General features: G+C 65.8%; 14 protein-coding genes. 8 read left to right on the top strand and 6 right to left on the bottom strand.

Annotation, left to right across the window (positions count from 1 at the left end):
* Window positions 1-68: 68 nt before the first annotated feature.
* Entirely contained in the window at window positions 69-377 is a 309-nt protein-coding gene (locus ACWIGI_RS26905; protein ID WP_454205259.1) for a hypothetical protein, read from the bottom strand.
* A gap of 127 nt (window positions 378-504) precedes the next feature.
* Here ACWIGI_RS26905 and ACWIGI_RS26900 point away from each other — a divergent pair, with 127 nt between their 5' ends.
* Entirely contained in the window at window positions 505-921 is a 417-nt protein-coding gene (locus ACWIGI_RS26900; protein WP_454205258.1) for a hypothetical protein, read from the top strand.
* A gap of 107 nt (window positions 922-1,028) precedes the next feature.
* Here ACWIGI_RS26900 and ACWIGI_RS26895 read toward each other — a convergent pair whose 3' ends face one another.
* Both ACWIGI_RS26895 and ACWIGI_RS26890 read right to left on the bottom strand, forming a co-directional pair.
* Complete coding sequence (locus tag ACWIGI_RS26895) at window positions 1,029-1,346, bottom strand: hypothetical protein (protein ID WP_454205257.1); 318 nt, start codon at window positions 1,344-1,346, stop codon at window positions 1,029-1,031.
* A 368-nt stretch (window positions 1,347-1,714) separates the two neighbouring features.
* Window positions 1,715-2,371: a hypothetical protein gene (locus tag ACWIGI_RS26890; protein WP_454205256.1), complete on the bottom strand. Its 657-nt coding sequence runs from the start codon at window positions 2,369-2,371 to the stop codon at window positions 1,715-1,717.
* 280 nt (window positions 2,372-2,651) lie between these two features.
* On the opposite strand from ACWIGI_RS26890, the gene ACWIGI_RS26885 reads away from it, so the two are divergent.
* The 3 genes from ACWIGI_RS26885 (at window position 2,652) to ACWIGI_RS26875 (ending at window position 5,643) form a co-directional block, all read left to right on the top strand.
* The gene (locus tag ACWIGI_RS26885) at window positions 2,652-3,038 is read left to right on the top strand and encodes a hypothetical protein (RefSeq protein ID WP_454205255.1); all 387 of its coding nucleotides are present in this window, start codon (window positions 2,652-2,654) and stop codon (window positions 3,036-3,038) included.
* Between the two features lie 65 nt (window positions 3,039-3,103).
* Window positions 3,104-4,297 carry a hypothetical protein gene (locus ACWIGI_RS26880; RefSeq protein ID WP_454205254.1) on the top strand — a complete coding sequence of 398 codons (1,194 nt, stop codon included), beginning with the start codon at window positions 3,104-3,106 and terminating at the stop codon, window positions 4,295-4,297.
* The gene (locus tag ACWIGI_RS26875) at window positions 4,294-5,643 is read left to right on the top strand and encodes a hypothetical protein (RefSeq protein WP_454205253.1); all 1,350 of its coding nucleotides are present in this window, start codon (window positions 4,294-4,296) and stop codon (window positions 5,641-5,643) included. Before ACWIGI_RS26880 ends, ACWIGI_RS26875 begins: the two co-directional genes overlap by 4 nt.
* On the opposite strand, the gene ACWIGI_RS26870 is transcribed toward ACWIGI_RS26875, so the two are convergent.
* On the bottom strand, window positions 5,636-6,613 hold the full coding sequence (locus ACWIGI_RS26870; protein WP_454205252.1) for a GlxA family transcriptional regulator: 978 nt from the start codon (window positions 6,611-6,613) through the stop codon (window positions 5,636-5,638). The genes ACWIGI_RS26875 and ACWIGI_RS26870 overlap by 8 nt on opposite strands.
* Window positions 6,614-6,761: 148 nt before the next feature.
* Between ACWIGI_RS26870 and ACWIGI_RS26865 the strand changes: the two genes are divergently transcribed.
* The gene (locus tag ACWIGI_RS26865; RefSeq protein WP_454205251.1) at window positions 6,762-7,358 is read left to right on the top strand and encodes an isochorismatase family protein; all 597 of its coding nucleotides are present in this window, start codon (window positions 6,762-6,764) and stop codon (window positions 7,356-7,358) included.
* On the opposite strand, the gene ACWIGI_RS26860 is transcribed toward ACWIGI_RS26865, so the two are convergent.
* Window positions 7,319-8,188 carry a helix-turn-helix transcriptional regulator gene (locus ACWIGI_RS26860; protein ID WP_454205250.1) on the bottom strand — a complete coding sequence of 290 codons (870 nt, stop codon included), beginning with the start codon at window positions 8,186-8,188 and terminating at the stop codon, window positions 7,319-7,321. The genes ACWIGI_RS26865 and ACWIGI_RS26860 overlap by 40 nt on opposite strands.
* A gap of 377 nt (window positions 8,189-8,565) precedes the next feature.
* Window positions 8,566-8,925, bottom strand: coding sequence for a hypothetical protein (locus ACWIGI_RS26855; protein WP_454205249.1), 360 nt, complete (start codon window positions 8,923-8,925; stop codon window positions 8,566-8,568).
* Window positions 8,926-9,281: 356 nt separating this feature from the next.
* Between ACWIGI_RS26855 and ACWIGI_RS26850 the strand changes: the two genes are divergently transcribed.
* The 3 genes from ACWIGI_RS26850 (at window position 9,282) to ACWIGI_RS26840 (ending at window position 12,022) form a co-directional block, all read left to right on the top strand.
* Window positions 9,282-10,616: a helix-turn-helix domain-containing protein gene (locus ACWIGI_RS26850; RefSeq protein ID WP_454205248.1), complete on the top strand. Its 1,335-nt coding sequence runs from the start codon at window positions 9,282-9,284 to the stop codon at window positions 10,614-10,616.
* Window positions 10,613-11,194 (top strand): GNAT family N-acetyltransferase, encoded by a 582-nt coding sequence (locus tag ACWIGI_RS26845; protein WP_454205247.1) that lies wholly within the window; start codon window positions 10,613-10,615, stop codon window positions 11,192-11,194. Before ACWIGI_RS26850 ends, ACWIGI_RS26845 begins: the two co-directional genes overlap by 4 nt.
* A 105-nt stretch (window positions 11,195-11,299) precedes the next feature.
* Complete coding sequence (locus tag ACWIGI_RS26840) at window positions 11,300-12,022, top strand: GDSL-type esterase/lipase family protein (RefSeq protein WP_454205246.1); 723 nt, start codon at window positions 11,300-11,302, stop codon at window positions 12,020-12,022.
* Window positions 12,023-12,050: the final 28 nt, after the last annotated feature.

Genomic DNA, 12,050 nt, shown 5'->3' with positions numbered 1-12,050 from the left:
TTCTACCAACGGCCGCGCATGGCGCCATGAGCGGACGTAATTCGCACGTTGCGGCGGTACCAGACTGCCTAAACAGTGGGTGGAAACGGAGGATCGTCGAAATCCTCGCCCTCGAAGATGTACCGGTAGGACCTGTCGAGGAACTCGTACATAGTGGCATCGTCCTCGAACCACACGCTGGTCAGAAAACCATAGTCCCTCGCGGTCATCCATCGTGCCCGCAGAAGATCGGAGAACTGCGCTCTAGCCTTCGCCGGGAAGTCGGGATTCAGCTCCAGGAAAACCTGGTGCGAAAGCTGGTTACGCCAACCTTCCGACCAGTCGTACAGTCTCTCCGGGTGCATCGACCCGAGGACATCTTCAAGCTCTTCCTCCACGGAGGCATCGTAAGCTCCTACTGGTCGTCGAACCGTCTGCCCGACCGCACGTTACTCGGCGATATACGGTGCGTTCGGCACCTAACCTGTTGATCTCCCCTGCGCCGGCCGGTTAGGTCAGCACGGCATGCGGCATGTCAGTGCGTTCGGTTTGCAAAGTGGCTCAAGAATCGATGCGTACGGATTGCATGAGATGGCCCATATCGCTGCGGCGGCCGCGTGGATCATGCGGTGCCTCGATGGACCGGTGAGTGAGTGGTTCTCCCAACGGGACAGCCTGGACAAGCTGATCCCGCTGGCCAGGCACCCGAGACCGAACTTGGTAAATCGGCCGAATCCGAGCCCGCATGCCAAGCGGCTGCGCGCGACAGTGATCTTGTGCGTGCTCGACGGGCGTGTGACCGAGGCGGGCGGGCTCATGGGCTGGTATCTGGAGGGCGGTCAATTCAGTGCCGTCGATTCCTTTGACCGTGCAACAGCATTCGACGCTGCCCTGTGTGAGCGGTTCCCAGGCTATGCGGAAGCTCGAGCGTTGATGGTGTGAGCCGCGAGGGCGCCTACGGGCCGAATCTCCGAGAACGCCGCGTCGCACCGGTAGGTCAGCGTGGTACCGCGGCATGAGCGCGGGTTAGTAACCTGTCTCGTTGAGTTCTATTCGTCGATGATCGGGTACGGCGGATCATCCAGCCCGTGGTCGTCGAAGATGTAGTGGTATGTCCTGTCGAGGAACTCATATAGCCGGTCGTTGTCGTCGAATTCCACATCGGTGAGGGTGGCGTAGTCCGACGTGGTCATGCTTCGCGATGTCAGCAGAGCTGCGAACTGCGCCTGGACTTTCGTGGGAAAGTCAGGGTTGAGCTCTCGAAATCGCGGGAAGGGGTCGCGCACCTGTTCCCGCGCAAGCTCTGACCACTCGTAGAAGACCTCGGGGCTCATCATGCCGAGGAGGTATTTAAGCTCTCTTTCCACTCTGTGCAGTCTAAAGCTCGGCTATCCGCAACTCGGCGGCAGCGGATGTCCACAAGCTCAAATCGGCTCAGCTCGTTGATCTTCGCCCCACCTGCGCCAACCGCTCCGGCCAGCGCACCATGCGGCATGCACGGATGGTGGGTGTGCTCGAGTCGTAGCCTCGCTCGATCCATCTGGAACTCGTCACGATCATCGTCCAACGGGTCGCCCGAAACGCTGGTTGTCTTTCGCTCACCGGGCGGGATGACAGGGATCCTGCTCACGCAAGCGGACGGTGACCGTGCACAGCGGTCGACACAGGACGCGCTCGACGAAACCCCGCCCTCGCGAAGAATTCTCACGCCGGCCGAGCGCGTCCGGGGTCGAGGTCAGTTCCGGCTGCCCGGCTCCTCGAACAGCCGGGGCTGCAACTGTTCCTCGGCCCAGTCCAGGGTCTCCCGCAGATCCAGCCACATGCGGCGCCGGTTCGTCGCCGGATCGTTCATGCCGGTCTGAGCGTAGGTCAGTACGCCCCAGAGGATTTCGCGGCGCGCGCTCGGGCTCACGGCGGCGAACGCGACCGGGATGGCGATGCCGACCCGGGTCACGGTGAAGCGGTTCTCGGCGCCATGGATTCCGGCGGTCAGCTGGCGGGGGTCGTCGGTGACCTTGATCCATTCGACGATGGTGCCGGGGACCTGCTCGACGAGCATCGCGGTGATCTGCTCCCGGATCATCTCCTCGGGATCGAAGCCGAGGCGGCCGATGAAGGTGTCGTCGCTCGCGAGCCTGGAGAAATCGTCGGCGGGCGCGCCGTGGTTCGGGTTCTCCTCGAACTCGCCTGTCAGAGCGCCGTTCTCATCGACCAGCCAGCAGCCCTTGACCGCCTCCGCCGGGACGTACCCGTCGGGATCGTCGACGTACTCACGGTCGATCGCGGCGACCATGCCGCTGGGATTCTCCAGGGCCGCCGCCACCAGTCCGGCGTCGGGCACCCAGTCCGCGGGCGCCCGCACCACGCGGCGCTGCGAATTCGAAGAAGTCACCGTGCATCCCTTTCATCTCGTTACGCTCAGATTAGCCCGATGGCCCGGTGCGCCGACTCAGGCGACACGCCAAAGCCACGCTCCCGCAACAACACTGACCCTACGATCCGCGCCGGTCGTACCGCCGCCGCGTGACCACCGGGCCGAGGCGGGCGCGGTGAGCCCGCGCGGGATCGTGGATGCACGATAGCGGCCCCGCCCACACCGCGCTCCCCCACCCCGACACGCGCACCGCGCAGGTTCCGCTGATCCGCTGACCAGGGGTGGCACCCTGTCGCCTGTGACCGATTCGCTGACGATGGCCGCGATCGAAACCGTCTCTCGGACGGTCAATTCCTATGCGGTCGCGGCCGCCGGGAAACCCCTGCCGCAGGTGACCTGGATGTGGGAGTGCTGCGCCCGCCTGACCGCGACCCCCGCCGACACCTCACCCGAGGCCGAGTTCTGCGGCACCATCGACCCCGACCTGCCCAGCATCGAGGCGACTTCCCACCTCCTGCAGTGGGCACAGGCCCTGAACATGACCGAGACGACCACCGACCGCGAGGCCGCCGACGGCCGCCGCAGCTTCACCTGCGCCCTGGCGGACTCCCGGATCCGCCTGACCGCGTTCGTCGAATCCCTATGCCCCGCAACCGAAACCCAACCCCTGGTGATCATGTCCTGACAGGGCGTGCCAGCCTTCGCCCGAACCGTCGCTTTATCGCGGGTCCGATGGCTAATGTCGAGCACATGGACGCGGTGCACGTGCAACAAAAGCTCGAACTCTCCCCCGATGAGGCCTTTCTTCTCACGGTGTGGCAATACCGGTTGATGCAGCGCGACATCGCCGCGTCGAAAGGCAAGAACCTCCCGTCCAAGCGCAACACTCGCAACAGCTTCCGAGACCAAGCGGTTGCGGCCATCGTGGCGCGGGACCGCGAGGTCTGGGCGCCTGTCATCGCGACGGTGGTCGACCAGATCACCGCGGCAGGAGAAACCCCCGATCTCGAAGCGCTCGAATCCGCTGGGCCGGAGATCTTCTCGGTGTTGACGAGACGATCCCGAGCACTGCTCCTGCTCATCGACCTGTACGGCTTCGAGCCGTGGGAAGAGGGCAAATGGGAGAAGGCCGTCCGTGCCGAAATACTCACCGCCGCGCATCAATCGATGGGGCCGCTGCATCCCGAGGATCTACAGGGTGTGGAGACCGCGTACAAGGACGCGATCAAGAAGCTGTCGACCACCGGTAACTGGAGCAAGTACGCGCTGCTGGCCGGGGCGGGGCTCGGCCTCGGTCTCCTCACCGGAGGCTTGGCAGCACCAGCGATCGCGACCGCCTACGGCGCGGCGGTACTGGGCTATTCGGGAGCCGCCGCGACGTCCGCCGGCCTCGCCGCGATCGGCGGCGGTTCCCTCGCCGCCGGTGGTCTCGGCATGGCGGGTGGCACAGCCATCATCACCGGCGTCGGTGGCGCGCTGGGCATAGGGACGCTGACCGTCGCGGGCAAGGCTTCCGGGCTCACCGCGTCCCGCATCGCGGCGGACGCAGTCCGGCTGCACGTGGTGACCCAACTCGTACTGCGCGACATCGACGGAAACGAGGAGGCGGCCAAGGCCGTCATCGTCAGCCTCCGCGAACGCGTCACCAATCTCGGCAAGACCGTCGTCACGCTCGCCGAACGCATCGACGCACTGCGTGCGCAGGTGGAGGTCAAGCAGGCGGAGGTGGACGCCGAGCGAGAGGCTCGGGTGGCCGCCGAGGATCGCGTCGCCCGCTTCCGCGCCGTCGCCGACCGGCTAAAGGAAAGAGTCACCGGCCCGGCGGATGATGAGCTGCAGGCGCTGCTCGCGGAACTCGAGGAGCTGGAGGGAGAGAAGAAGACCGTCGAGACGCTCGCCCAAGGTGTCTCCCATCTGGCCGATGATCTCGAGAGCGCCGCGTGAACTCCGACGACCGGACCTCACCCATCGACGACGACTACATCGGCAATCTGGACGCGCTCACCCGCGATCTGGACGACATCGAAAAGCTTGCCGCGGCTGCGCTGTCGGATTCGCCGGGCGATCTTGCTGTGCGCGAGCGTATCGCGAGCACCCCGGGGGAACTCACCTACGCCGGCCTGACCGACCACCACCGGGATCGTCGCGCGGCCGAGGGGTGGGAGCCGGTCGAGATGGCCGATCTGCTGGATCCGATCGCACTGGCACAGCTCGACGCATGGCGAGCGGCGCAACGGATTCCCTGGAACCATGGCGACCTGATCATCGTGGGCATTGCTGGACTCATGGGTGCACTCGGAAACCTCTTCGACGAGAAGGTAGACGCTGCGGTCCTTGGTGGATTGGCCCTGTTGAAAAAGACCAAACTCCTCGCGGATTGGGAGAAAGACACCGCACGACTTCCCATCGATCACAGTGGTCCAAAGTTCGGTGGTCCCACGCACCGCGTCCGATCCGCTGGTCATGACGTCGGCCGCTTCTTTACCGCCCTCGCGCAGGTCCGAACCGGAACCTTCGAGGGCACATCGTGGGACAACGGACAGCGGGTAGTGATCAGGGCGACGACTACACCGTCGGGCCAACCGTTCAAGCAGAACTCCGAGTGGGAAGTAGCCCTCGCCCTTCTACTCAAGCACTGGGCAGCGGATTTCGTGACCAAGATGAGCCTTCCGATGCCGGGCTGGACGCTCCTTTACGAAATGCCCAGCAAGGCCGTGCGAACATTCGCTCACGACGCATACTCCGGTGCCAACTACGGCCAAGGACTCAACCTTCGCTCCGGAATCCTGACGCCCGGGCTGGGGATGCTCGCGACTGAGTTGATCATTCGGACTCACTCGCATCTCGATGCGTACTGCATCGATGACACGGTCCGCCTGATGTCCTCCAGAACTGCCAAACACGCTGAACTGATGCTCGCGGCTCACTCGGCGGCCGGGGCGATCAGCCTGTCGAAAACTGCGGCGGCGGCGGTCTCTGGCGAAAGCGCCCTAGCCGTTCGGCATCTCAATATTCCCGTGTTGCTGCGGATCGGCAAACTCGCTCTGCAGGTTCGTGCCGATACCGCCGCCCGCGCTTCCGCCGAAGCACCCTCATGGGAACAGCTGCTGGCCACCGAGGCGACGAGTTGGACGCTGCCCGAAGCGATCACCCTCGCGGACCTGCTCGAGGATTCCCGGGCGGAGAACGAGTACCCCGCCCCATCGGTTGGCGGATCAGGAACCGTTGTCGGCGAACCAATTTCACTGCTGAAGCAGCCAGGCGTACGGTCTCGCAACAGGTTCAGTTGATGCGGAAGCGATTTCGGTACTCGGTCGGGGTGACGTCGAGGGTCCGGCGGAAAGCCCGGGTCAGGGTGTCGGTCGTATTGAAGCCCGAGCGGGTGGCTATCCGATCCAGGGTCGCGTCGGTCGTTTCCAGCTGGTTGCGAGCCACTTCCACGCGGGCGGACTCGATGTAGGCGGCCGGGGACATGCCCAGCTCGGACTTGAAGATCCGGTTGAGCTGACGTTCGCTCATGTGGGCCTCGGCTGCCAGGTCGGTGACCGTGAGCGGGGACGCGATGTTGCGAGTGATGTAGTGCCGCAACGCGTCCACGCGGCGGGTGGTCGATATGGGTTCCAGGGACACACTGAACTGGCTCTGGCCGCTGGGGCGCTTGAGGTACATCACCAGCTGGCGGGCGACCCGCAGAGCGGGGGCGTCACCGAAGTCGTCGGCCACCAGCGCGAGCGCCAGGTCCAGGCAGGCGGTGAGGCCGGCGCCGGTCCAGACGTTCCCGTCGCGGATGAAGATGGGATCGGCGTCCACCTCGATCGCCGGGTGGTCGGCGGCGAGCTGTTGCGCGGTCGACCAGTGTGTGGTGGCGCGTTTGCCGTCGAGCAGGCCGGCGTCGGCCAGGATGTGCGCGCCCACGCAGACCGAGGCCACGCGCCGGGCCGCGCCGGACAGCGCGCGGACGCGGTCCACCACGGCGGGGTCGCTGACCGCTCGGACGCGGCGGCGTTCATCGATCTCGACCGCGCCGGGTATCAGCAGCGTGTCGATGGCGCGCCCGGTCAGCTCGTCGAAGGTCACGTCCGGCAGGACGCGCACCCCGGCCGAGGTGGTGACCGGATCCATGGTCTCGGCGGCCAGCACCACGTGATAGCCGGTGGGTTCGTCCATCTCCCGCTGCAGCAGTGCGAAGACCTCCGGCGGCCCGGTGACGTCGAGCAGGTCGACGCGGTCGAACAGCACGACGACGATCAAGCGCTCCACGGGTGACCTTTCCAGCGATCAGGGGATGTCCGATTCTGCAGGTTACCCGACATTCCCGACACACCGAATCCGGCCTAGCGTGGAACACGTCGCCCCTCGATGCGGAGTGCGATAGCGAAACCCACTGCGGCAGAAGGATATTGAAGAAATGACCCGGCAGAGCACCACCCTGCGCGACCTCAACGGCTTCGACTCGACCCCGGCGGCGCTGGCCGATTCGACGCTGATCCTGATCGACTACCAGAACACCTACACCCAAGGCGTCATGGAGCTGACCGGCTGGGAAGCGGCCCTGGACGCCGCCGCAGACCTCTTGGCCCGGGCTCGCGCGGCCGGTGCGGCGATCATCCACGTGGTCAACGACGGCGGCGTCGGCACCCCGTACGACATCACCGCCGAGATCGGGCAGATCCATCCCCGCGTCGTACCCGTCGAGGGCGAGCCCGTGGTGATCAAGACCGCACCCAACGCCTTCGTCGGCACCGGTCTCGCCGACCGGGTCGACGCCGCCGGCAACAAGCGGGTGGTGGTGGCCGGTTTCATGACCCACATGTGCGTCACATTCACCACCGAGGGCGCGTTCCTGCGCGGCAATGAGCCCACGGTGGTGGCCGACGCCTGTGCTACCCGCCCGCTGTCCTCGGCGGTCGGCGCGGTGTCCGCCGAGCAGCTGCACGCGTCCGCGCTGGCGACGATCGGCGATCTCTACGGCGTCGTCGTCCCGACCGCGTCCGCACTGGGCTGAGCCGCGGCCGCCGTCCCGGCCATGGCGCTCAGCAGGTGCAGGTTCTGTTCGGACGCCGAGCCGGGTTCGGCGTGATAGGCGATGAGGATCTGCCCCGACGCTCCGGTGACGGTGAAGGTCTCGTACGAGAGCGTCAGCTCACCGACCAGCGGGTTGCGAAAGCGCTTGACCCCACCGGCTTTGGCGCGCACGTCGTGCCGCGCCCAGAGCCGGCGGAAGTCCGCGCTGCGCAGCGAGAGTTCCCCGACCAGCTCGACGAGTCTGGGGTCGTCGAGGTCGTCCCCCGCGGTCGCGCGCAGGCTCGCGACGGTGTCGGCGGCGATGACGGGCCAGTCCGGGTACACCTCCCGCGCCTGCGGATCCAGGAACACCATCCGAACCTGGTTGACTCCCGGGACCGAGCACGCGTTGAGGATGGCCGCGAGCGGGTTGGCGGCCAGCACGTCCAAGTGCCTGCCCAGTACGACGGCCGGGGTATGCGGCCACGACTCCATCAGCCGCAGCAGCCCGGCCGCGACCTTCTCCGGCCGCCGTGCCGCCCGCCGACGCCGCGCGGCCGGCCGGGCCAGCCCCCGCAGATGCGCAGCAGCCTCCTCGTCGAGCGCGAAGACACGAGCCAAAGCCTCGAGCACCTGCTCGGAAGGACGCTTGTCCCGCCCCTGCTCGAGCCGCACGTAGTAGTCCGCACTGACCCCCGCCAGCAACGCGACCTCTTCCCGCCGCAACCCCGCGACCCGCCGCTGTCCACCCCCGGCCAGCCCGAATTCTTCCGGCCGGGTCAGCGCCCGCCGCGCCCGCAGGAATTCCCCGAGTTGGTTGTCGGTGCTCATCAGTCGAGCGTAGGGCGTTCGAGGCGAGGCTGGGTGGCCCTGTCACTCCCAGGAAGGTTGTGGTGCCGGGTCCACGTTCGAACTCCCGCCGCCCAGCTGGACGGCCGGCGCGCGGCAGAGAGCGGCCACTCCGGCGCCGTCGGGGCGGCCACCACGCGGCGGTCGGCGGCCACACTGCGTGCCGGGCGGGGTGCCAACGCACCGCCGGCCAATCGTGCCCACTGCTACGCAACGTGAAGAACCCCCGGCACGGTTGCGGTGGGCCGAGGGTTCGTCGCGCGATGGGTTGTGGAGCAACACCATCGGGTTGTCTGAATCGCTCTATCCATCACCCCTTTCCATATCCCGAGCATCGAAGTGGCTTCGAGCGGAATCGGTTACGCACCGTCCACACGGTCGCGCGGCAGCTCGGTCAGTAGCGAGGTCATCCGCCGGGCGTAGGTCTCCTCCGGATGCACGGTGATCACGTCGAGCTGCCGCACCAGACACCCCGGAACAACCGCACCTTCGAAATGCTCCGGCCCGGGAACGATGACCGCCTCTGCGTTCAACCGCGTCGCCTGCGCCTTCAACCGCGCCAGGGGTGGCCGCCCGAACCGAGGGTCGTAGACCACCATGTCGGCGAAGTCGTAGCCCAGGCGCTCAGCGAGCCTGCGAATTCGGCTCTGGTCCCACAATTGGGCCGGGCCGGACACGTCGGTCCGTAAGTAGCCCAGGCACGTTGGCTTGTAGGCCATCGCAGTTCCCTCCTTGCTCCCATCGAGTGCGCAAAAGTTGCGAAACTCGAGATACACCCCGCCGCCAGCGTCCAAATCGTCTACACCGGACCGGAACTCGAACACACCCCCGGAAACCTCGCGGATCCTCCTCCGTCGATTCATATCCCCGCCTTTCGCTGGTGCAGCAACCTGAATCCACCGACGGAAACCGGTCGGTCCACCCTTAGCGCTGATTCCGAAGCACGAATCCAACGAGAACGACCCGATTTCCGAAACGAGCATGCGCGCACTGATCTGCGTACTTCCAGAGAGGAAAGCGGAAGAATAGGGGTAGTTTCGCGCCTGCACCGTCCCACCGACCCGGAGTAGCCCCCATGGTCGATATCGACTGGACACCAAGTGAACTCGAAGCCCTGCGTACGGCACTACGGATGAACAAAGCCGAGTTCTGCAGGCTGATCGGGGTGACCGCACGCGCACATCGAGACTGGCTGACCGGGCAGACTCAGAATTTGCGTGAGTTCAACCGCCGTCGGCTGTTCGACGTTCTCGCCGACGCGGAGCCCGAGCAACGAGCCCGGTTCTGGGCATCGGTTCGCGCGGGCAACTATGTGGACGACAATGGGCATTCCGCGAGAGGTATTGCCGCCAAAGGACATTTCGACAACAGCGAGCTCGGGCTGTACGCCTGGGAAGTTGGCGAGGACGACGTGAGAAGACGAGACTTCGGCAAGGCAGCGCTGGCAGGTGCCGCGATCGTGTTGCCGGGGGCGAACCCCGGCCAGATCGGTATGACCGATGTGGGCCGCGTGCGTGAGGGGGCCGTGGCGCTGGAATCGGAAGACCAACGCACCGGCGGTGGGCGATTGGTGGACTTCGCGATCGCTGAGCTGGCCAAGGCCAAACACTGGCGTGAGGTAGGTGTTTACAGTTCCGCGGTCGGTGACGAATTCACGATCGCCACGGGGGAATTGGCAGTCATGGCCGGATGGCTCGCGTACGACGCCGACCGCCAGTCACTCGCACGCCGCTGCTACGCCGACGCCATGGCGCTGGGATGCGAGGCCGATGACCCCGGCCTGATCGCGCGCACCTGCCTGATCGGCGGCGGACAGCTGCTGGGACTCGCCCGACGCGGCAAGGCCCGCCCGCAGGTCGCTCTGAAACTCGCGATCCGCGCTCGGGACCTGATGCATGGCACGCCGCCGGGCCGAATTCACGCGCTCATCGCCGTACGAGAGGCGCAGGCATACGGACTGCTGTGTGAACGTTCGGCGTTCGAGCGCGCCATCGCCACCGCCTGGCGCGAGATGGATCAGGCGTTGCATCTCGAACCACTCGACGAGTGTCCGGGCTGGTTGTGGGCGGTCACCCCGGCCGAGATCGCCGCGCACGAGGCGCGCGGCCGTGCCGAATTCGAAGAGTACGACCGGGCCATCGATCTGTTCGACTCGGTGGCCGACGTGGAACACTTCCCCCGCAACGTCATCAACATCGCAGCCTGGCGAGCTGTCATCCGAGCACGCGCCGGCGATCTTCGCGGGGCAGTCACCGAGGCCATGCCGGTTCTCGACACGCTGACCGGCCTCACCTCGATTCGCACGCTGCGAAACCTCGAGCCCATTCGTGTATCCGTTGGCGAAAAAGCGCTCGGTGCCGAGTTTTCCGACAGATACGACACCCTCCTGACGAAGGCCATCACGACATGACCGCCCATCCCACCGGCGTGATTTTCGAGCACTACGACAAGGCCCACGCACACGAACTGCGGCCGGTCGTCGAACAGATCTACCGGCGGTCGTACATAGAAGCCATCGCGTCGGGCGGCACTTTCGACGAGCCCGAGGCATTCATGGCGCGGTTCGACGCCTACACGCACCCGGCCCAAAGGTCCCGGTTCGAGCTGGTTGTCGCGCGAATCGAGGGCGAGCCGGTCGGCCAGACGTGGGGCTGGCCGCTTCGACCCGACGCCGCCTGGTGGGGCAATCTCGAACTCGACGATCCGACTGCAGACCGAGCGGGGTTCGTCGCCGAATCCGGAAGGCGCACATTCGCTCTCAGCGAGCTGATGGTCTGCGCCGAGTACCAAAATCTTGGGATTGCGCGAGCCCTGCACGACGAACTCCTCGGCGGCCGACACGAGGAACGCGCGACATTGCTTGTCGAACCGGACAACTCGCGTGCCTACGCCAAATACCGCACATGGGGCTGGTCTCGCGTGGGCACGCTCCGCCCTCGGTGGCCCGAGGCCCCACGCCTGGACGTCCTCGTTCACACACTGGGGTGATGCTTCCGGGGCCGACCCACGACAACGACGGAGCATCGCATCGCCTCCTGCGCGGCTGGTCCCGAAACCCTGGACCTGGCAGGCGCTCTGAACCCCGCCGAGCACATGCGGTCACACCTGAGCCGCCGGACGCACGGGAGAATGGTCTTGATGATCGTCAATCCATCCGCCCGAACAGTCTTGTGCTTCGGAGATTCCAATACCTTCGGTCAACGGTCGGAAGGAAGTGGCAGATGGCCGGCTGACGTTCGTTGGACGGGGCTGTTGCAGACCGAACTGGGCATCGAATTCTCGGTTATCGAGGAAGGGTTGGGCGGGCGAACCACCGATCTGGACGACCCGGAACGTTGGGATCGCAATGGCCGGAACTACTTCCACCCCTGCCTGCGCAGCCATTCACCATTGGACATCGTCGTCATCATGCTGGGGACGAACGACCTCAAGGTCAGGTTCGACCGGAGTCCGGAGGACACGGCCACCGCGTTGCACGGATACATCGACGACATCGGCCAGGCAGCGTGGACACGCACGGGCAGAGTACCGACGACCATCTTGGTCAGCCCAATCCATCTCGACGCCGACGCGCCCGAATTCGTCGAGAGCACTTCGGAATTCAATGCTGACTCCGTACTGAAATCCCGCGAACTCGGCGCGGCGATTCGCACTGTCGCCGAGCGGCGTGGTGCGCTGTTCATCGACGCGGTAACCGCGGCGCGACCAGGCCGAGACGGATTACACCTGAGCCTGGACTCACACGAACCGCTGTCAAAGCTGGTCGCCCACGAGATTCGTCGAGCGGTCGACTTGCGGCGGCACACAACGCCGTGACCGCCCAGCCCGACGCTGCACGTTCGAG

This window comes from Nocardia sp. NPDC055321 (assembly GCF_053645575.1).
This window is presented reverse-complemented; position numbering and strand designations above follow the sequence as displayed.

What these genes read in the sequence shown, in the direction of transcription:
- ACWIGI_RS26865 (WP_454205251.1), top strand. Translation starts at nt 6,762, where the DNA reads ATGACCCGGCAGAGCACCACCCTGCGCGACCTCAACGGCTTCGACTCG.
- ACWIGI_RS26900 (WP_454205258.1), top strand. Translation starts at nt 505, where the DNA reads ATGCGGCATGTCAGTGCGTTCGGTTTGCAAAGTGGCTCAAGAATCGAT.
- ACWIGI_RS26880 (WP_454205254.1), top strand. Translation starts at nt 3,104, where the DNA reads ATGGACGCGGTGCACGTGCAACAAAAGCTCGAACTCTCCCCCGATGAG.
- ACWIGI_RS26845 (WP_454205247.1), top strand. Translation starts at nt 10,613, where the DNA reads ATGACCGCCCATCCCACCGGCGTGATTTTCGAGCACTACGACAAGGCC.
- ACWIGI_RS26860 (WP_454205250.1), bottom strand. Translation starts at nt 8,188, where the DNA reads ATGAGCACCGACAACCAACTCGGGGAATTCCTGCGGGCGCGGCGGGCG.
- ACWIGI_RS26840 (WP_454205246.1), top strand. Translation starts at nt 11,300, where the DNA reads ATGCGGTCACACCTGAGCCGCCGGACGCACGGGAGAATGGTCTTGATG.
- ACWIGI_RS26855 (WP_454205249.1), bottom strand. Translation starts at nt 8,925, where the DNA reads ATGGCCTACAAGCCAACGTGCCTGGGCTACTTACGGACCGACGTGTCC.
- ACWIGI_RS26850 (WP_454205248.1), top strand. Translation starts at nt 9,282, where the DNA reads ATGGTCGATATCGACTGGACACCAAGTGAACTCGAAGCCCTGCGTACG.